At 61.3% G+C, this 19,105-nt stretch carries 20 protein-coding genes, 3 tRNA genes and 2 pseudogenes; 16 read left to right on the top strand and 9 right to left on the bottom strand.

Going from position 1 to position 19,105, the window contains the following annotated elements; translation table 11 throughout:
* Nucleotides 1–2: 2 nt before the first annotated feature.
* Nucleotides 3–632 carry a type II secretion system protein N gene (locus AC0V2S_RS09350; protein WP_475509488.1) on the bottom strand — a complete coding sequence of 210 codons (630 nt, stop codon included), beginning with the start codon at nucleotides 630–632 and terminating at the stop codon, nucleotides 3–5.
* 337 nt (nucleotides 633–969) lie between these two features.
* Here AC0V2S_RS09350 and gspE point away from each other — a divergent pair.
* The 12 genes and pseudogenes from gspE (at nucleotide 970) to AC0V2S_RS09410 (ending at nucleotide 9,210) form a co-directional block, all read left to right on the top strand.
* Nucleotides 970–2,537 (top strand): annotated as a pseudogene (gene gspE, locus AC0V2S_RS09355) (type II secretion system ATPase GspE).
* 55 nt (nucleotides 2,538–2,592) lie between these two features.
* Nucleotides 2,593–3,810, top strand: a complete 1,218-nt coding sequence (xcpS, locus tag AC0V2S_RS09360) for a GspF family T2SS innner membrane protein variant XcpS (protein WP_475509489.1) — start codon at nucleotides 2,593–2,595, stop codon at nucleotides 3,808–3,810.
* 5 nt (nucleotides 3,811–3,815) lie between these two features.
* Nucleotides 3,816–4,261 (top strand): annotated as a pseudogene (gene gspG / locus AC0V2S_RS09365) (type II secretion system major pseudopilin GspG).
* Nucleotides 4,262–4,266: 5 nt separating this feature from the next.
* Entirely contained in the window at nucleotides 4,267–4,806 is a 540-nt protein-coding gene (gene gspH / locus AC0V2S_RS09370; protein ID WP_475509490.1) for a type II secretion system minor pseudopilin GspH, read from the top strand.
* Nucleotides 4,803–5,207: a type II secretion system minor pseudopilin GspI gene (gene gspI, locus AC0V2S_RS09375; RefSeq protein ID WP_475509491.1), complete on the top strand. Its 405-nt coding sequence runs from the start codon at nucleotides 4,803–4,805 to the stop codon at nucleotides 5,205–5,207. Before gspH ends, gspI begins: the two co-directional genes overlap by 4 nt.
* A gap of 8 nt (nucleotides 5,208–5,215) precedes the next feature.
* Entirely contained in the window at nucleotides 5,216–5,893 is a 678-nt protein-coding gene (gspJ, locus tag AC0V2S_RS09380) for a type II secretion system minor pseudopilin GspJ (RefSeq protein ID WP_475509583.1), read from the top strand.
* Nucleotides 5,890–6,894, top strand: coding sequence for a type II secretion system minor pseudopilin GspK (gene gspK, locus AC0V2S_RS09385; protein WP_475509492.1), 1,005 nt, complete (start codon nucleotides 5,890–5,892; stop codon nucleotides 6,892–6,894). The genes gspJ and gspK overlap by 4 nt, the downstream gene beginning before the upstream one ends.
* Nucleotides 6,891–8,033, top strand: coding sequence for a type II secretion system protein GspL (gene gspL / locus AC0V2S_RS09390; RefSeq protein ID WP_475509493.1), 1,143 nt, complete (start codon nucleotides 6,891–6,893; stop codon nucleotides 8,031–8,033). Before gspK ends, gspL begins: the two co-directional genes overlap by 4 nt.
* Entirely contained in the window at nucleotides 8,030–8,551 is a 522-nt protein-coding gene (locus AC0V2S_RS09395; protein WP_475509494.1) for a type II secretion system protein M, read from the top strand. Before gspL ends, AC0V2S_RS09395 begins: the two co-directional genes overlap by 4 nt.
* Nucleotides 8,552–8,841: 290 nt before the next feature.
* Nucleotides 8,842–8,917: transfer RNA gene (locus AC0V2S_RS09400), tRNA-Val, on the top strand.
* A 31-nt stretch (nucleotides 8,918–8,948) separates the two neighbouring features.
* Nucleotides 8,949–9,025, top strand: a tRNA-Asp gene (locus AC0V2S_RS09405).
* A 108-nt stretch (nucleotides 9,026–9,133) separates the two neighbouring features.
* Nucleotides 9,134–9,210, top strand: a tRNA-Asp gene (locus AC0V2S_RS09410).
* Between the two features lie 143 nt (nucleotides 9,211–9,353).
* On the opposite strand, the gene AC0V2S_RS09415 is transcribed toward AC0V2S_RS09410, so the two are convergent.
* The 7 genes from AC0V2S_RS09415 to AC0V2S_RS09445 form a co-directional block, all read right to left on the bottom strand.
* Nucleotides 9,354–11,303 carry a response regulator gene (locus tag AC0V2S_RS09415; RefSeq protein WP_475509495.1) on the bottom strand — a complete coding sequence of 650 codons (1,950 nt, stop codon included), beginning with the start codon at nucleotides 11,301–11,303 and terminating at the stop codon, nucleotides 9,354–9,356.
* Entirely contained in the window at nucleotides 11,293–12,150 is an 858-nt protein-coding gene (locus tag AC0V2S_RS09420) for a sensor histidine kinase (protein ID WP_475509496.1), read from the bottom strand. Before AC0V2S_RS09420 ends, AC0V2S_RS09415 begins: the two co-directional genes overlap by 11 nt.
* Entirely contained in the window at nucleotides 12,143–13,159 is a 1,017-nt protein-coding gene (locus tag AC0V2S_RS09425; RefSeq protein ID WP_475509497.1) for an ATP-binding protein, read from the bottom strand. Before AC0V2S_RS09425 ends, AC0V2S_RS09420 begins: the two co-directional genes overlap by 8 nt.
* Nucleotides 13,150–13,554 (bottom strand): anti-sigma regulatory factor, encoded by a 405-nt coding sequence (locus AC0V2S_RS09430; RefSeq protein WP_475509498.1) that lies wholly within the window; start codon nucleotides 13,552–13,554, stop codon nucleotides 13,150–13,152. Before AC0V2S_RS09430 ends, AC0V2S_RS09425 begins: the two co-directional genes overlap by 10 nt.
* On the bottom strand, nucleotides 13,551–13,913 hold the full coding sequence (locus tag AC0V2S_RS09435; protein ID WP_475509499.1) for an STAS domain-containing protein: 363 nt from the start codon (nucleotides 13,911–13,913) through the stop codon (nucleotides 13,551–13,553). The genes AC0V2S_RS09430 and AC0V2S_RS09435 overlap by 4 nt, the downstream gene beginning before the upstream one ends.
* 1 nt (nucleotide 13,914) lies before the next feature.
* Nucleotides 13,915–14,766, bottom strand: a complete 852-nt coding sequence (locus AC0V2S_RS09440) for an STAS domain-containing protein (protein WP_475509500.1) — start codon at nucleotides 14,764–14,766, stop codon at nucleotides 13,915–13,917.
* Nucleotides 14,767–15,138: 372 nt separating this feature from the next.
* A complete protein-coding gene (locus AC0V2S_RS09445) occupies nucleotides 15,139–15,447 on the bottom strand; it encodes a DUF3509 domain-containing protein (RefSeq protein ID WP_475509501.1) in 309 nt (102 codons plus the stop codon).
* A gap of 372 nt (nucleotides 15,448–15,819) precedes the next feature.
* Between AC0V2S_RS09445 and AC0V2S_RS09450 the strand changes: the two genes are divergently transcribed.
* The 3 genes from AC0V2S_RS09450 (at nucleotide 15,820) to AC0V2S_RS09460 (ending at nucleotide 16,884) form a co-directional block, all read left to right on the top strand.
* The gene (locus AC0V2S_RS09450) at nucleotides 15,820–16,155 is read left to right on the top strand and encodes a type II toxin-antitoxin system RelE/ParE family toxin (protein WP_475509502.1); all 336 of its coding nucleotides are present in this window, start codon (nucleotides 15,820–15,822) and stop codon (nucleotides 16,153–16,155) included.
* Nucleotides 16,156–16,202: 47 nt separating this feature from the next.
* Nucleotides 16,203–16,490: a helix-turn-helix domain-containing protein gene (locus AC0V2S_RS09455; protein ID WP_475509503.1), complete on the top strand. Its 288-nt coding sequence runs from the start codon at nucleotides 16,203–16,205 to the stop codon at nucleotides 16,488–16,490.
* Between the two features lie 136 nt (nucleotides 16,491–16,626).
* Entirely contained in the window at nucleotides 16,627–16,884 is a 258-nt protein-coding gene (locus AC0V2S_RS09460; RefSeq protein ID WP_475509504.1) for a hypothetical protein, read from the top strand.
* Here the strand turns inward: AC0V2S_RS09460 and AC0V2S_RS09465 are convergent.
* A complete protein-coding gene (locus AC0V2S_RS09465; RefSeq protein ID WP_475509505.1) occupies nucleotides 16,881–18,065 on the bottom strand; it encodes an MFS transporter in 1,185 nt (394 codons plus the stop codon). The genes AC0V2S_RS09460 and AC0V2S_RS09465 overlap by 4 nt on opposite strands.
* A gap of 111 nt (nucleotides 18,066–18,176) precedes the next feature.
* Between AC0V2S_RS09465 and AC0V2S_RS09470 the strand changes: the two genes are divergently transcribed.
* Entirely contained in the window at nucleotides 18,177–19,100 is a 924-nt protein-coding gene (locus tag AC0V2S_RS09470) for a LysR family transcriptional regulator (protein ID WP_475509506.1), read from the top strand.
* The last annotated feature ends 5 nt before the right edge of the window (nucleotides 19,101–19,105 follow it).

Genomic DNA, 19,105 nt, shown 5'->3' on the forward strand with positions numbered 1-19,105 from the left:
GTTTAGTCGCTTTCCGTAGGCGGTTCGATAGGAATAGGTTCGTTTGACTGCGGCGCTGCCGGCGGCTCGGGCTCATTGATTGGCTCCGCGTTCTGCTCGGTTTGCCCGCCAGCGTTTTCCATCTGTTGGCGCAGTGCTTCCATGCGCTCGCGTACTTGTTCCTCGTCTTGCTGCTGCAGGGTGGAGAGTTGGTCCACCGCGTTGTCGTTACTGGGTTGTGAGCCGCCTTGTACGCCTCTGTGTTTGCTGAACATCAGCGTCTCCAGGCGGCCATTACGTTCGATTTCCACTCGGTCGCGGTACACCGCGTGCAGGCGGATGCCCTTGTCGATTTCGGTCCCAATGGCATAGCGCTGCGGCTTGTTGCCCTCGCGTTGGACGATGGCGCTGGAGCGCCCCGCATCGTTGTGCACAAAACTGCCGCGCAATGTCAGGCGCAGATTGGTGGCCGGTGGCGCGGAGTCTTGGGTAACACGGGCAGGGCCGAACAGGGTTTGAATGCTATCGAGCGCCGGCTCATTGGCCAGCTCGCTGGTTTCACTGCTTTGCACCGTAGCCTGGGTGCGGTTGAGCTGTAACCAATCGATGGTTTGTGTCGCGAAACTCAGGCTGATCAGCAGGATCAACAACACGCCCAGCACGGTAGGGGCGTTGTGAAGCAGCCTGCGTAGAGTTTCAGGGACGGACAATGAAATTACTCGCTACTGTCAAATTAACTGGCGGCCGATCATAGAGCAGCCAAGTGTTTTTACGCATCCACTTCGCGCCGTAGTCCTATTCTGTTTGTTGTAGGCGGGGCGACGTGTTCATTCGGCAGTGTGTTAAAGATAGCGCCCGCTGCGATTTCTACGAGTCGCACCCCACAAAATCGTTAAAAAAACAGCTGCATGGCGTGCAATCGTCATCCTTTATCTTGAACATGCGCCTTCACAAGGGCTGCGCCGCCACGATGCCAGGGTTGGGTTACAGATGAACATCTCATCGGTGGAAACACTTCCACGCCGTTTACCGTTCAGTTACGCCAAGCGCAATGGCGTGGTGCTGATGCTTGATCAAGACCAGGTGTGCCTGGGTTTTCGGCCCGCTGTCGATATGGTGGCGCTGGCCGAAGCCCAGCGGTTTGTCGGCCGCCGTCTGCCATTGCGGGCCCTGACGCCAGCGGCCTTTGACCTGGCCATGGCCTCGGCCTACCAGCACGACTCGGCGTCCATGCAGCTGGCCGAAGATATCGGCGGACGTCTGGACCTCGCCGCACTGGCCGATCAGGTGCCGGAAACCGAAGACCTGATGGAGCAGGAAGACGACGCGCCGATCATCCGCCTGATCAACGCCATCCTCGGCGAGTCGATCAAGGAAAATGCCTCCGATATCCACCTCGAAACCTTTGAAAAACGGCTGGTCGTGCGCTTTCGCGTCGACGGCGTATTGCGTGAAGTGCTGGAACCGAAACGGGAGTTGGCGGCACTGCTGGTGTCGCGGATCAAGGTGATGGCGCGCCTGGATATCGCCGAAAAACGCGTGCCGCAGGATGGCCGTATTCCCTGCGCGTGGGCGGGCGCGAGGTGGATGTGCGGGTGTCTACCTTGCCGTCGGCCAACGGCGAGCGAGTGGTGTTGCGGTTGCTCGACAAACAGGCCGGGCGCCTGAGTCTTCAGCACCTGGGCATGTCCAGCCGCGACTGCCAGCTGATGGAAGCCAGCGTACGCAAACCCCACGGCATCATCCTGGTCACCGGCCCCACCGGCTCGGGGAAAACCACCACGCTGTATGCCAGCCTGGTCAGCCTCAACGACCGCACGCGCAATATCCTCACGGTCGAAGACCCGATCGAATACCACCTCGAAGGCATTGGCCAAACCCAGGTGAACACCAAGGTCGACATGACCTTCGCCCGCGGCCTGCGCGCCATTTTGCGGCAAGACCCGGACGTGGTGATGGTCGGCGAAATCCGCGACGCCGAAACCGCTCAGATCGCCGTGCAGGCCTCGCTCACCGGGCACCTGGTGCTCTCCACATTGCACACCAACAGCGCCATCGGCGCGGTTACCCGCCTGGTGGATATGGGTGTCGAACCCTTTCTGCTGTCGTCTTCCTTGCTCGGCGTGTTAGCCCAGCGTCTGGTGCGTGTGCTGTGTCCGCATTGCAAAGAAGCGTTGCCGGTTACTGAAGCCGAGGCCCAGGTGCTGGGTGTGCGAAGCGGCGAAACGCCGTTGATTCACCACGCCCGTGGCTGCCCGGAATGCAAACAGCAGGGCTATCGCGGCCGGACCGGTATCTATGAACTGGTGATATTCGACGACCATATGCGCAGCTTGGTCCACAGCGGCGCCGGCGAGCAGGAAATGACCCGCCACGCCCGCAGCAACGGCCCGAGCATTCGCGACGACGGCCGCCGCAAGGTGCTCGAAGGCATCACCAGCCTGGAAGAAGTGCTGCGAGTAACCCGCGAAGACGAAGCGCCCACCACAGGCGCCCAGCGGCGCGAACTATCTTCGTCATCGCCGACTCAACACCAACGTAGGGGCGACAGACGTTGAGCATCACTGACGCAGTCGCCCGCACCTGGGCAACCCACCGGTTGGGCACACACTGATGGCGGCGTACGAATACCTGGCCCTGGACAACGCAGGGCGCCAGCAAAAAGGCGTGATGGAGGCCGACAGCGCACGTCAGGTGCGGCAGATGCTGCGCGAGAAACAGCTGGCGCCGTTGGAGGTCAACGCCACCCGCACCCGCGAGCAAGCCAGCAACGACGGCCATTTCACCTTTGTACGCGGCTTGTCGGCACGCGACCTGGCGATGCTCACCCGCCAACTGGCCACGCTCATCCAGGCCGCCTTACCGATTGAAGAAGCCCTGCGCGCCGCTGCAGCGCAAGCCTCGGCGCCGCGGGTGCAGGCCATGTTGCTGGCCGTGCGCGCGCGGGTGTTGGAAGGGCATAGCCTGGCGGCGGCGCTAAAAGAGTTTCCGGCGGCGTTTCCCGAGTTGTACCGCGCCACTGTCGCCGCAGGCGAGCATGCCGGGCACCTGGGGCCGGTGCTGGAGCAATTGGCCGATTACACCGAACAACGTCAACAGTCGCGCCAGAAGGTGCAGCTGGCGTTGTTGTATCCGTTGGTGCTGATGGTTACCTCGCTGATCATCGTCGGCTTTCTGCTCGGCTATGTGGTGCCGGATGTGGTGCGCGTGTTTATCGATTCCGGGCAAACGCTGCCGGCGCTTACCCGCGGCCTGATTGCCTTGAGCGATCTGGTGAAAAGCTGGGGCTGGCTGTTTGTGCTGCTGGCGGTAGCGGGTGGGTTTACTGCGCGCTGGGCGCTGCGTGACGACAAGGTCAGGCGCCGCTGGCACGGCTTCCAGTTACGTTTGCCGCTGATCGGCCGGCTGGTGCGGGCCACGGATTGCGCGCGGTTTGCGTCCACGCTGGCCATTCTTACCCGCAGCGGTGTGCCGTTGGTGGAAGCCTTGGCCATTGGCGCTCAGGTGATTTCCAATCGGGTAATTCGTGCCGATGTGGTGCTGGCAGCGCAGAAAGTCCGCGAGGGCGGCAGCCTGACTCGCGCGCTGGAAGCCAGCGGCCAGTTTCCGCCGATGATGCTGCATATGATCGCCAGCGGTGAACGCTCCGGTGAGCTGGACCAGATGCTGGCTCGTACCGCGCGCAATCAGGAGGGCGACCTGGCCGCCCAGATCGCCTTGATGGTCGGCCTCTTCGAGCCCTTTATGCTGGTGTTTATGGGCGTAGTGGTGCTGCTGATCGTGCTGGCGATTCTTCTGCCGATTCTGTCTTTGAACCAATTAGTGGGGTGATAGCAATGCAACAGATAGCCATGAAAACAGGACGTCGACAGTCGGGTTTTACCCTGATTGAAATCATGGTGGTGGTGGTGATTCTCGGCATTCTCGCGGCGCTGATCGTGCCGCAGGTAATGAGCCGGCCCGACCAGGCCAAGATCACCGTGGCCAAGGGCGACGTCAAAGGCATCAGTGCCGCCCTGGACATGTACAAACTCGACAACCATTCCTACCCGAATACCCAGCAGGGCCTGGAAGCACTGGTGAAAAAGCCCAGCGGCAACCCGCCGGCGAAAAACTGGAATGCTGACGGTTACCTCAAGCGTCTGCCGGTCGACCCGTGGGGCAACCCGTATCAATACCTGGCGCCAGGCAGCAAAGGTCCGTTCGATTTGTACTCGTTCGGCGCCGACGGCAAGAAGGCGGCACCGACAACGATGCCGACATCGGTAACTGGGATCAGTGATCCCCATGCGGGCGGCGCGCCAGACCGGCTTCACCCTGATCGAAATCATGGTGGTGTTAGTGATTCTCGGCGTTCTGATTGGTCTGGCGGTGCTGAGTACCGGCATTGCCGGGCCGTCGCGCGAGCTGCGCAACGAGGCCGAACGGCTGAGCGGCTTGATCGGGGTGCTGGCCGACGAGGCCGTGCTGGATAACCGTGAATACGGCCTGTGGTTTGATGCGGCGTCCTATCAGGTGCTGCGTTATGACTCGGCCAAAGCCAAATGGCAGGCGGTTGATCGTGCCCCCCATCAGTTGCCGCCCTGGGCTGTGCTAACCCTGGAACTGGAAGGCGCGGCCATGAAATTGCCCAGCGCCAATGCTGAAGATGATGAGAAAGCCAGTGAGCGCAGCCCGCAAGTGTTGATTCTGTCCAGCGGTGAACTCAGCCCCTTTCGCCTGTTGATGGCCGAGCGCAAGCCACAGGGTGCCCGGCTGCAGATGGCCACTGATGGTTTTCGCCTGCCCAAAGTGGAAGCCGCGGATGACAAGAGGCCGGGCAAATGAGACGTGCGCGCGGTTTTACGCTGCTGGAGGTGCTGGTTGCGCTGGCGATTTTTGCGTTGGTGGCGGCCAGCGTACTCGGCGTCAGTGCCCGCAGCCTGCAAACGGCCGCCAAGCTTGAAGACAAAACCATGGCCATGTGGGTCGCCGACAATCAGCTCAGCGAGATGCAGCTGGCCCCGGAAGTGCCCAGCGTGGGCAATCAGCAAGGCCAGGTAGACTTCGCCAACCGCCAATGGCTGTGGCAGAGCACGGTTGAAACCACCAGCGAGCCGGCGATGCGCCGCGTCACCATCTGGGTGGCGACCCGCGATGAGCGTGGTCGCAGTGGTGAGCCCAAAGAGCGCGCCGCCGCCTACCTGGTGGGCTTTCTCAGCACCGAGCCGGTCGAGCCAGCGCAATGAACCATGCGATACGCCGAGAGCGTGGTTTTACCTTGCTGGAACTGCTGATAGCCGTTGCCATTTTCGCCCTGTTGGCACTGGCTACCTACCGAATGCTCAGCAGCGTGATGCAGGCCGATACCGCTACCCGCGAACATGAACAGCAGCTGCGCGAACTGGTGCGGGCGATGGCGGCTTTTGAGCGCGATGTGTTGCAGGTAACCTCGCGCCCGGTGCGCGATCCGTTTGGCGAAGCACGTTCCGCACTGCTGGGCGAAGACGGCGATGCCACGGCCCTGGAGTTTACCCGCACCGGTTGGCGCAACCCGCTGGGCGCTGCACGTTCGCGCCTGCAGCGGGTGCGTTGGGAGCTGAGTGGCGAGCAATGGCAGCGGCGTTATTGGAACGTGCTCGATCAGGCCCAGGACAGTCAGCCGCAGGTGCAGGCGGTACTTGATGGCGTCACCTCGTTCAAGCTGCGCTACATGGACCGCCAAGGCCAATGGCAACCCAGCTGGCCGCCCAACGATGGCACCGATAGTCAACGGCTGGAACAATTGCCCCGGGCGTTGGAATTGGTATTGGAACATCGCCGTTACGGCCAGATACGTCGCGTGCTGCGCCTGCCGGATACGCCGGCCGAGAGCACTGGGCAAACACCGGACGGCCAGCCGGAATCGCCAAGCGATGGGCAGGTGGAACAATGAAGCGCCAACAGGGCGTGGCGCTGATTACCGTGCTGCTGGTGGTGGCGGTGGTCACCATCGTCTGCGCGGGCATGATTGCCCGCCAGCAGGTATCCATTCGCAGTAGCGCGAATGTGCTCGACACCCGCCGCGCATGGCAGTACGCCCTGGGCGGGGAAACCTTGGCCAAAGCGGTACTCAAGCGTGACGCCCGCGCCGGGGCGCCGGGGCAGACTGGCGACCACCTGGGTGAAGCCTGGGCGCGGCCCATGCAGCCGTTTGCGCTGGACGAAGGTGGCGTGCTGAATGTGCGTATTGAAGATGCCAGCAGCCGTTTCAATCTCAACAGCCTGGTGCAACAGCAGCAGGTGAATGAACTGGCCGTCACCCGGTTTCGCAGGTTGCTGTTGCGTCTGGGCATTGTGGCGCCGTATGCCGAACGCCTGGTCGATTGGTTGGATAGCAATCAGGAACCCACCGGCAGTGAAGGCGCAGAAGACAACCAATACCTGCTAGCCAAACCGGCGTATCGCGCGGCGAACCGACGCCTGCAGGACGTCTCCGAACTACGGTTAGTGTTGGGCATGACCGAGGCGGACTATCGTCGCCTGCTGCCGTATGTAAGTGCGCTGCCGGCCGACGCGCCGCTTAACGTCAATACCGCCGGGGCCATGGTGTTGTCGTGCCTGGCCGATGGCCTGGCACCGTCGGTAGCGCAAGGCGTGGTGCTGGCACGCGGCAGTACCGGGTTTGCCTCGGTGGAGGCGTTTACCAGCCAGCCGGCGCTGGCCGGGCAGGGCATTGATGGGCAAGGGCTGGCGATAGCCACTCAGTACTTTCAAGTAATCAGTGAGGTCCGTATGGGCGATCGCCGTCAGGTGGTGGTAAGTAGCATGCACCGCGATGCCCAGGGGCGTGTACGTGTACTGGCGCGCGATCTGGGTCAGGACGGGTTGGTGCAAGTCGCCCAGCCGCAGACCGACACAGGCGCGTCAGCGACCAATGAGGAGCAGGCACCATGAGCCTGGTAACACTATTTTTGCCGCCCGTTGCGGCGGCGGCCGTTGATGGCAGCGTACCGATTCACCGGGTGCGGGCGGGCCTGCACGACCAACCGTTGTTGGCCGAGGCCATGGCGGAGCTGGATGGCTCCTGGCGCTTGATTGTGCCGGTGGAGGCAGTCACCACCTGTGCCGTGCAACTGCCTACGCAAAAAGCCCGCTGGCTGCGGCAGGCGCTGCCGTTTGCGGTGGAGGAGTTGCTGGCCGAAGAGGTAGAGCTGTTCCACCTGGCTCTTGGCTCGTCCATGGCAGATGGTCGCCACCGTGTTTATGCAGTGCGTCAGGCGTGGCTGCAGGGCTGGCTGGATCTGTGCCCGGTGCCACCGAGCAGCATTCACATCGACGCCGATCTGCTGCCCGAGCAGGGCACCCAACTCTGTTGGCTCGGTGAGCGCTGGTTACTCGGCGGCCAGGTGCCCACGCGCATGGCGCTGGCCGTCGACGATTGGCCGGCTTTGGCTGGGCATTGTCCGTTGCCATTGCATGCGATTGCACCGCCTAACCAGGCGCTGCCCGAGGGGATCGAAACCGCGCAGCGTGAAGAAGACCCGTATCTGTGGTTGGCCACACAAACCGCCGGCTGCAACCTGGCTCAAGGCGAGCTGGCCAGGCAAGAAGGCAGCCAGGGCTTGAAACGCTGGCGCCCGGTACTCGGTCTGGTGGGCTTGTGGCTGGTGCTGCAATGGGGATTCAACCTGGCGCAGGCCTGGCAGTTGCAGCACAAGAGCGATGCTATTGCTGCGGCCAATAGCGCGCTGTACCACGAGCTGTTCCCGCAGGACACCAAGCTGATCAACCTGCGCCATCAACTGGATGAACACCTGAGCCAAGGCGCCGCCGGCGGCAAGAGTCGTTTGCTTGCCCTCATGGAGCTGGCCAGCACCGCCGTGCAGGCCGATGGCGGCCTGGTGCGCGTGCAGCAGCTGGATTTCAGCGATACCCGCGGCGACCTTGCCCTGCAACTACAAGCGCCCGATTTCGGCGCGCTGGAGCGCTTGCGCCAGCGCATGGCGGACGCGGGCCTGCCCGTGCAACTGGGTTCGGCCAGCCGTGAAAGCAATGGCGTCAGCGCACGCCTGGTAGTCGGAGGGCAGGGATGAATACCGCAATCTTGAAAAACCAACTCACAGAGCGCTGGCAGCGCTCACCGCTGCAACGCCGGTGGGCAACGCTGGTGCCGCGTGAGCGTCTGATGCTGGTGTTGATGCTGGTCTTCGTGGTCGGCGCATTGCTGTACATCGCTTTCTGGCAGCCCGCCCAGCACCGCTTGCACAACGCGCGCGAAGCGCTGGCCCAGCAACTGGAACTCAGCGGCTATCTGCAAGCCAGGGCGCCGCAAGCGCGTGCACTGGTGGAGCGTCCGACCAGCAGCGTGGCGCCCGAGCAACTGCAAGGCCTGGTCACCGCCAGCGCAGCAGCGGCGCAACTGACCATCGAACGCATCGACAACCAGGGCGACGGCAGTCTGCAAGTGAACCTGCAGCCGGTGGCGTTCAACCTGCTGCTGAGCTGGTTCAAGGATCTGGAAGCCCAGGGCGTGCGGATTGATGAAGCCGGGTTGGATCGCAATGAAGAGGGGTTGGTGACGTCGCGTTTGACGTTGCGGGTCGTTCAGTAGGTTGGGTTGAGCCGCAGGCGAAGCCCAACGATACGGTACCTGTTGCCCCAAAGACGTTATCAATGAGGACCAGCACAGTCGCAGCGTTCTGTTTGGCTTTAACGTTGAGGGGGCAATCACCGTATCGTTGGGCTTCGCTGCGCTCAACCCAACCTACGCCGCTCCGACAGGGGATTACGTCCCTTTAAGGCAATCCGCGAAAAACAAAAAACCGTTAATTTCAGAAAATTTCTATATGGGGTGTTGACTTAGGTGCGGCCCCCGCGTAAATTTCGCGCCTCGCAAGCAAGGGGTGATTAGCTCAGCTGGGAGAGCATCTGCCTTACAAGCAGAGGGTCGGCGGTTCGATCCCGTCATCACCCACCACTTGTGAAACCGGACGAAAGTCCACCGACGCGCAGCGGTAGTTCAGTCGGTTAGAATACCGGCCTGTCACGCCGGGGGTCGCGGGTTCGAGTCCCGTCCGCTGCGCCATTATTTGCCAGGTTCGATGTTTCGGACTTGAGATTGGAAAGCCAACCAGGGCTTGAAGATCAGACGCTAAACCGTTTAAAGCTGTACCGGACGAAAGTCCACCGACACGCAGCGGTAGTTCAGTCGGTTAGAATACCGGCCTGTCACGCCGGGGGTCGCGGGTTCGAGTCCCGTCCGCTGCGCCATATACGAAACCCCTGAATCGAAAGATTCAGGGGTTTTTTATTGCCTGCGATTTAATGACGAGCCGATGCACAGTTACCTAGGAGCGAGCTTGCTCGCGAACTCTGCTAACGCCGATTCAAGCGCTTCGCGAGCAAGCTAGCTCTTACGCGGGCGGGTTATCCAGCAAGGTACGAATGCGCTCCAGTAGCTCGCTGCTGTTGAACGGCTTGCTGAGCATGTCCATACCGGTTCCGGCCAGATCCTGACGATCCAGCGCATTCTCCGCATAGCCCGACACATACAGCACCGGCAAACTTGCGCGCATGGTGCGGCTGAGTGCGGCAAGATCGCGACCATCCATACGCGGCAGGCCGATATCGGTCAGCAACAGGTCGATGGAGGGGTCGGTTTTCAGCGCATGTACCGCGCCTTCGGCGTCGTAAACCTGGGTCGAGCGATAGCCCGCGTCACTGAGGATTTCCGCTATCAGCGCGCTAACCGACACCATGTCTTCCACGATCAGCACATGCTCGCCGGTGCCGTTCTTTGGCGCGTCGATTGGCGTTTCCTCGCTGCTCGGCAACTCATTGCCCGCCGGCAGTAGCAACACCACTTCGGTGCCTTTGTTCACCACGCTGCGAATGCTCACATCGCCGCCAGACTGACGCGCGAAGCCGTAAATACTCGACAGCCCCAGCCCCGTGCCCTGGCCAACCGGTTTGGTGCTGAAGAACGGATCAAACACCTTGCCGATCACCGAGTCCTCAATGCCGACGCCGTCATCGCGTACCGACAGCGCGATATAGGTGCCGTCTTCCACTTTCGGATTGCCCGCCACCACCGTCGCGTATGTGGCAATACGAATGCTGCCGCCGTTGGGCAGTGCGTCGCGGGCATTGATGATCAGGTTGAGCAACGAGCTTTCAAACTGGAACGGATCGACCATCGCCACCGAGGTGCCGGAGGTCAGTTCCAGGGTCAGGGAAATACGTTCGCTGATGGTGCGGCGCAGCAGTTCTTCCAGCGACAGCACGTGTTTGTTGATATCGATGGGTCGCGTATCCAACGGCTGCTGACGGGCAAAGGCGAGCAGGCGGTGGGTGAGGGCGGCGGCGCTGTTGGCCGAGCTCAGCGCGGCGTCTGCGTAGCGCATCAGCGTGTCGTAGCGCTGGTCTTCGACGCGGCGCTTCATCAGTTCGATGGCGGCGATGATGCCGGTAAGCATGTTGTTGAAATCGTGGGCGATGCCGCCGGTGAGTTTGCCCAGGGCATCCATCTTCTGCGCCTGCAGCAGTTGCTCTTCGGTGCGCGCGCGTTCGGCCACTTCCTGGGCGATGCGGGTATGCGCCTTGTCAAGTTGATTGCGTTGCGAGCGGTCGCGCTCGCGGTGCTCGGTCACGTCTTCAACAAATACCAGGCTGTGCCCCGGCAGGCGATACGGCGAAGTCTGCCATTCGGTTTCGCGCTCTTCGCCAGCCAGCAGCAACGTCAGGCTGCCATTCCAGCGTTGGCCGTCCAATAGCGCGGTACGCAGTTGCACCAGGCGCGATTCCTGGCCCGGGGCGATGCATTGCAGCAAGCGGTCGTCCTGGGTGCAGCCTTGCAGCAGTTCGGCGAAGGCCTGGTTGCTTTCGATGACTTTGAGGTGTTCGTCGATCACCGCAATCGGCGCCGACACATGCAGGAAAATTTCGCGAAAACGTGCCTCGCTTTCGCGCAGGGCATTTTCACTGTCGCGCACCCGCAGCAACGTGCGCAGGGTGGCCATCAGAATTTCCGGGTCGATGGGGTGCGTCAGGTAGGCGTCGGCGCCGGTTTCCAGGCCCGTGATGATGTCGTGCGGCTGAATCGACGCGGCGGACACATGCACCACCGGCACCAGCGCGGTACGCGGTTGCTGGCGGATCTGTCGCACGATATCGAAGCCCGTCATGTCCGGCAGGTTCACATCGAGAATCAGCGCGTCGTATTCGGTCTCGGCGATCAATGCCAAGCCTTCGGTGCCCGTGCCGGCCTCATCGATGACATAGCCTTGCTGCTCGAAGCGACGACGCAGGGCATAGCGCGTGGCTACGTTGTCGTCGACGATCAGCAGGCGAATGTCACTTTTCATCAGGTGTGTCCTGGCCAATGGCAAAAGGAATGATCACGTAAAACGTCGAACCTACGCCGGGTTCGCTTTCTACACCGACCCGCCCGCCGAGCAATTCGGCAAAGCGTTTGCACAGCGATAGCCCAAGGCCCGTGCCGCGCAAACGCTTTTGCAGCGGGGAGTCTACCTGAGAGAAGTCCTCGAAGAGCGCGCCATGCATTTCGGCCGGAATGCCGATGCCCGTGTCGCTCACAGCAAAGCGCACTTCGTTGTCGCTTTCCAGCCGCGCCGACACCCGCACTTCACCGCGCTGGGTGAACTTCAGCGAGTTGGAAATAAAGTTACGCAGAATCTGCGCGAGCTTTTTATCGTCCGTATACAGCCGCGGCATATCGACTGGCTCGGTGAAAATCAGGTCCACCGTGCCGCCTTCGACAATCGGGCGGAACATGCCGCGCAGGGCCGAGAACAGGTCGAACATGTCGAACCAGGCCGGTGAAATGGTGATGCGCCCGGCCTCGATCTTGGCCAGGTCCAACAGGTCGTCGACCATATCGCTGAGCTCGCTGGCCGAGGTGCGCACAAAGCCCACCTGCTTGTGCTGCTCTGGGCTTAGCGGGCCGTCGAGTTCGTCGCCAAGCAAACTGGTGATGCTCAGAATCGAGCCCAGCGGCGTGCGAAATTCGTGGCTCATATACGACAGAAAACGGCTTTTCAGGTCGGATGCCTGGCGCAGTTCTTCAGCCTGGATATCCAGCTCGGCATACAACGCCAATACGCCCTGATTGGTTTCATCAAGCTCGGCGCGCAAGGCTTCGTTTTCGGCCAGGGCAGCGTCCAGCTGGGCCTGGATGTCGGTATCAGCCATTGGCTGCCTCCAGAGGTACGACCAATACGGTTACGTCATCGCGCCCGCGGCAAAAGTCGCGGTGCAGCACGGCAGCAATCACGGCCGGGTGACGGTGCACCAGGCCCGGGTAGTCGTGCAGGTTCCAGCGCGACTGCAGTCCATCGCTGTACATCACTAAGAGTTGCCCCGTGGAATCAGGAAAGTCGAATGCCTGCGCCTTGCGAAACTGCGCGCCCAGAATGCCGGGGTGGGAGGCCAGCCCACGGCTTTTTTCCGCTGTAATCAGCGTAGCGCCAATATTGCCGATGCCGGCGAATTGCAGGTGGCCGGTGCTGGCGTTGTATTGCGCCACCGCGCCGGCGCCGCCACGGGTGCCGCACATGGCGCGGTGCAGGTCTTCAATCAGCAGCGTGGGCGAGTTGAAGGGCGCTGCGGCGAACGCCTTTTCGCCGGCCCGGGAAGCTTCCTCGGCAGCGTCGCCATGGCCGAGGCCATCGATGATCAAGGCGCTGAAGTTATTGTTGTCGACCGTCAGATGCCAGGAGTCGCCGCACGCCGGATCATCATGCAGTGAGTGCTGAGAGACGCCAAAACGCACATCGGCGGTTTTGCTGCCGCGCGGGTACAAACGCGCCATCAATACCGCGCCGCGGTCGTCGGCGAACACATCGAACACGTCGGACTGCCGATCCACCGCGCCCATGCCTATGCCCTGCGTGCCACTGGTGGTAAAGCCATCGGCCAGGCAATCCTGCAGGTTGAAACCCGGCCCACGATCAATCGCCAGCAGCTCGATACCGCTCACGTCGCCATGGGGCAACACGCGCACGTGCAGCTCGCCACGGCCGGCGTGTTTGAGCAGATTGCTGGTCAATTCGGTGGTCACCAGGGCCGCGCGGCCGGCGTCGTTGCTGTCAAAACCATTGTCGCTGGCAAGTTTCTGCACCACGCGGCGGGCGTGGCCCACCTGGCTCTCGTCGTCAACGTGCAGCACCTGGGTGAGCGAGCTGCTGAGGTTCAGGCCCATCGGGTAATCGTCACGCGGGTACCAGCTCCGGGCGCCGTGTCCAGTTCGAACTCGTCCACCAGACGCTTGGCGCCGGTGAGGCCCAAGCCCAGACCGCCACCGGAAGTCCAGCCATCGGTCATCGCCAGTTTGAGATCCGGGATACCCGGGCCTTCGTCGCGGAACGTCAGGCGCAGGCCGGTACGGCCGTTGTCGTCGAGTATCTGCCAATCCATATCGCCGCCACCGCCGTAAACCATGGTGTTGCGCGCCAGCTCACTGACAGCGGTCACCAGCTTGGTCAGATCGATCAACCGCATGCCGCATTCCTGCGCCAGCTTGCGCGACGTCTGCCGCGCCATGACCACGTCCTGCTCGATGCGTACCGGTTGGCTACCGCTACTGCGCACGTTCATTGCGCGGCTACTCGTTCGCGCAGCAGCTTCATGCCGCGCTCAACGTTCAGCGCCGTGCTCACGCCCGGCAAGGTCAGGCCCAGTTCCACCAGGGTGATGGCCACTGCCGGTTGCAGGCCGACCACCACGGTTTCGGCGTCCATGATGCGCGACAGGCCGGAAATGGTGGCAATCATGCGGCCGATAAACGAGTCGACCATATCCAGCGCCGAGATATCGATCAGCACACCGCGCGCCGAGGTGGCGCTAATGCGTTCGGACAGATCGTCTTGCAGGGTCATGGCCAACTGGTCGTGCATATCCACCTGAATGGTGACCAGCAGAAATTGGCCCATCTGCAAAATGGGGATGCGTTCCATATCACTGCGCCTTGGTGACGGTGACACCCAGACGACGCATGGCCAGAGCCAAGGCATCGGCCAGGTTGGCCTTGGTGACGACACCTTGCAGGTCCAGGCCCAGGTGCACGATGGTTTGCGCGATCTGCGGACGCACGCCGCTGATGATGCAGTCGGCGCCCATCAGGCGAATGGCAGTGACGGTTTTCAGCAGGTGTTGGGCGACCAGGGTGTCCACGGTCGGCACGCCAGTGATGTCGATAATGGCGATTTCCGAACCGGTATCCACGATGCGCTGCAGCAAGGATTCCATCACCACCTGGGTGCGTTGCGAATCCAGGGTGCCGATCATGGGCAGGGCGAGTACGCCGTCCCACAGCTTGACCACCGGGGTCGACAGTTCCAGCAGCTCTTCTTGTTGACGACGGATGACCGACTCACGCGAAGCCTGATAGGTGCGGATGGTATGCAGGCCCAGGGCATCAAACAGCTCGGAGGCTTGCAGCAGTTGTTCGGCCAGCAATGCCGGTTCGTCAGCGAATTCTTTCTGCAGCAGTGCGAAGAACGGGCCTTTGAGGGCGAAGATGAAATTGGCGGTCTGGCTTGAGTCCTGGCCCAGCTGCGCACGGCTGCGCGACAGGCGTTCGAGGAACTGGCGGGTGTCTTCCCACTGCGCGGTGCCAATGGCGGTACCGGCACCGTTCTCCAGGGAGGAGGTGATCAGTTGGAGGAATTCTTTGGTGTCGGCTTTGATCTCATCGGCTTTCAGGTTGCGCGTGGCGCCCGAGGCTTCGAGGGCGGCGATCCATTCTTGCAACAGTTGAGACTCGGCGCTTTTGACTTTCGAAACGGCGTGTTGACCCAATGCGGCCATGCTGGAACTCCTGTACGTGGCTGAATTTTTCTTTTTAATTAGGTAAGGCAGATATGGCGTTGGCAGCTCAATTCACGGCGAGCTGCCTTCACTCTAGTGCGTGGCAATGACGAGATACAGCACGGCGCTCATTCGGTAAATAGGCGTGCGAATTAAAGCCTTGGCCGGGCCGCAAGCGCCTGTTGGCACATGCTGCGCTAACGCGTAGAGCATGGCTGGAAATTTAAGTTCAGGTTCAATGCAGAAGGTGCAGCGAATACGGTCTGGCGCGCGGCAAAACCGCAGGGGAGGGCCAACATCGCGCTCGTCCCTGAGCGGCCTGTTCATCCGTGACAGCGAGCCGGCGTGTGAGCACCGGCGGGGCAAAAAGGCTTACGCGCTCAGCCACTGCTTAGGCGCTTGCTGCTGCGCACGGGCCGCTTCATTGGCACGGTTGGCCAGGAAAGCACCCTGTTCAACATTCAGCGTCAACGAGCCGTTGGCAATCCTCATATCGCGACGCAGCTCGCGAATCAGTCGGCCAACCATCTTCTCGTTAAAAATCATCGCCGGCTCGATCACCTTGCTGAAGGTTTCGCGGGCATTTTTCAGGGTCAGCAACACCGAGGTGTCGGGACGCGGGCTGAAAGTGATTTCGTAGGTTGGGAAGGCATTGAACAGATGCTTGACTGGATATTTCATTTTCACCGCTCCGTCGGGTTTTTAATCGTTGTTGGAGATAGAGCAGCGAGCGTGCCAATTTTTGAGTTGCAGCCACTTCCAGAGAAATCGCGGGCTCCAGCGATTTTGCAATCAAGCTGCCATTAGCAAATTGCACGATTGGGTTTGGGTGGCCTTGCAAATCGCATGAAGCCAACCGTTGTCATCAGGCTTTCTTTCACACAGCTGATCCGGCCAGGGCCGGCATACGCATTGAGCAGCAGATCGTAGCGTTATCGCCTGACGTCGCAATACCGGCGTCGAACCTTGAAAATTATATCAAAACAGATATATTTATCTGGCTGCTTCGACGTTTCGCCTGCGTGTGGTGCGTCGAAAGGCGATGGAGTGTGTATGCAGCGTCAGCGGATGAGGCCAATTGTGTTCGTGGCTACCAGCAAGGCCGATCTCAGGGCGTTTCCTTCCAATGCACGTTTGGAAGCGGGATATCAATTGGAAACGCTGCAGTTCGGTGGCAAGCCGAATGACTGGAAGCCTATGAAAGCGGTTGGGCTCGGTGTTCAGGAAATTCGGGTGGCGTGTACGCAAGGCGCCTTTCGCGTTTTGTATGTGGTTAACCGTGCAGAGGCCATCTACGTATTGCATGCCTTTCGCAAGACCACTCAAAAGACTGAAAAACGCGATATAGACCTGGCGAAAGTCAGGCTGAAGTCTCTGGAGCCATTGTGAGCGCACGAGCTCCCTGGCGTGGAACGTAAAAACGAGAGGAATTACCCATGACAGATGAACGTTTCGAAAGCGTCTGGGACGCGCTGGCCGACTCGCCCGAAGAGGCTGAAAACCTGCGTTTGCGTGCGCTGCTTATCCGCGCCGTGTCGGGTGTGGTGAACACGTGGGACATCACCCAAAAAGAAGCCGCCGAGCGCTTGCAGATCACCCAGCCTCGTCTCAATGATTTGCTCAAAGGCAAAGTCGGCAAGTTTTCCCTGGATGCATTGGTGAATATGCTGGCGGGCGCCGATTTGCAGATTGAGGTTAAAGTGAAGGCCCGAGTCGCCGCCTGACAACGTCAAGCACGGCGCTAGTGGCTTCTAATAATCTGCTGCTAATCTTCCCCCGTCGCCCTGGCCCTTGGGCGTGTAGTTTCCATCTGGCTTCAGACGTAGCAGGCAGGACGCCCGCTTAAGGACAGCTGCAACTGTGGACTCGAAGATTCTCTATACCCGCTACGGCAACCCGCGCACCGCGTATATATCCACGCGCCTGGTGCCCAATATGCTCGCGGTGAAGTTTGCGGTAATCGCCCAGGAAGTCGAAGAGGGCGACACGCTGCCGAGTATGGAAGGCCACCACTTTCTTGATGCCCTGCTCAAGCGCATGGGCGTGGTCATTGTCGATGTGGTGGCGGTGCGTAAAACACCGGGTAAAAAGGATGCGAGCGCCGGCGAGCCGGGCTAGGCCTTGCGCCGTATCATCAGCAGAGCCACTACCACGGCGGCCGCTGCGCCCAGCGTGGCCAACACGCCCAGGCTTTCCAGGCCGAAATGGCGAATGCCCAACCCACCAAAAATAGCCCCCAGGCCAATGCCGGCATTGGCGGCGGAGATATTCATGCTCGCCGCTAGGGCCTGAGCACTGGCGCCGGCTTGCATCACGCGCACCTGGCAGATAGGGAACAAGGCCGTGTGAGCGATGCCCCAGGCCGTCAGCGCGACGATCAACCACAGCGTATGGGGGGCGGCCGGCACGGTGGCCAGCATGCCGGCGGCGAGCATCAGCAGAAACAGCACCATGGCGGCCAGCGGATTGCGGTCGACCATGCGCCCGCCCAGGTGATTGCCGAGCATGCCTACGGCGCCAAAGGCCATCAGCCACCAACCCACCTGGCTGGACGGAATGCCGGCCAGGCGTTCGAGGGTGTCGGCGAGGTACGTGTAGGCGGTGAACATCGCAGTAAAGGCCAGCGTCGACAGCAGTACATGGGCGAGAAAGCGCGGTTGTTTGAGGATCGCGGTCTGGTTTTCCCCTGCCGCTTGCTTGGGCGCAGCGGGCATGGTCGGCAGCAGCAAATGAATCAGCACGGCGATGACTAACGCAGCCCCGGCCAGTAGCCAGAAACTGCCGCGCCAGCCGAGCGAATCGGCGGCCAGCGTGCCCAGCGGAATACCGAATACAAACGCCGCCGAAATGCCCATATACACCTGCGCCACGGCCTTGCCGGCATTGCCGGGGCCGGCCAGTTGCCCGGCGGTTTCGCTGGCGGTGCTCCAGAACACCGGCAAGAACAGCGCCGCGATAAACCGCGCCACTGCCAATACCCAGATATTGGGGGCCAAGGCGGCTACTGCGTTGGAGACCACAAACACCACCAGCACAAACACGAACAACGGCTTGCGTGGCAGATGGGCGAGCTTGGCGGTGAGTAGCGGGCCGAACAGCATCACGGTAAAGGCAAACAAGGTGACCAATTGGCCAGCCAGCGGAATGGAGATATCCAGATCCCGCGCCAGGGCCGGTAGCAGGCCGAGGATCAGAAACTCGGTGGTCAGGATGATAAAACCGGCGACCGCCAGAATCAGAATCGACAGACCCGCGCGCGGCGCAGCCACGTCGGTGGCGGCAAGGGTGGAAGTGGCCATGGCTCATTGCTCAACAGAAATTCAGACGGCAAGCTTATTGGCGAATCAGCTTCCGATTTGCGGTACTTTGTCCAAAGTGCTGTGAACTGAATTCCTTAATGCGAGCGCGCCATGTTTGCTTCCGAGCGATTGAAAGGCATTGATGTATTTGTTTGCGTAGCCGACGCCGGCAGTTTTACGGCGGCCGCCGAGCGCATGAATCTCACCAGTTCAGCCGTGAGCAAAGGCATTGCCCGGCTTGAGGCGCGCCTGAACACGCGGCTGTTTCAGCGCACCACCCGGCGTCTGGCGCTCACCGAAGCGGGCAGCGATTTCTACCGCACCTGCACGGCAGTATTGGCCGAACTGGAAGAGGCTGAGCAGGCGCTGCATACCCAGCATGGCGAGCCGTGCGGCAAGGTGCGCATTGATTTGCCGGCGTCCTATGGGCGTTTGCATGTGCTGCCGGTGATCCTAGATTTCGTCGCCGAGCACGAACTGTGGCAACCCCATGTGTCGTTCTCCGACCGCTTTGTCGACCCGGTGGAAGAGGGCATCGATATTCTCGTGCGCATCGGCGGCTCGGACGTTTGGCCGGCGGCGTTGGGGCACCGCTACCTGGGCGCCGAACAGCTGATTTTCTGCGCGGCGCCGAGCTATCTGGCCAAGCATGGCGAGCCGCAAAGCGAAGAGGATCTGGAACTGCATAGTTGCGTCGTCTACGGCCGCAGCGATGGCGGCGTCAACCCGTGGTTGTTCTCCGGCGAACATGCCGGCGACCGTGAGCGCCGTGTATTGCCGGCGCGTATTGCCGTGGGTGACGGCGAGAGCCAGGTGATTGCCGTGGAGGCCGGGCATGGCATCGCCCAGTTGCCGATGTGGTTGGTGAAAGATCAACTGCAAGCCGGCAGCCTGGTGCAAGTGTTGCCGCAATTGGCCATGGATGGGTTGCCGATGAATTTGGTGTGGCTGAAAAGCCGCGAGGCGTTGCCCAAGGTGAGCGCGTTGCTGGAGACGTTGGCAGCGGCGTTAACGCCGTCGGGTCGTGGTAGGTGATGGCG

Source organism: Pseudomonas sp. CC11G (assembly GCF_056174845.1).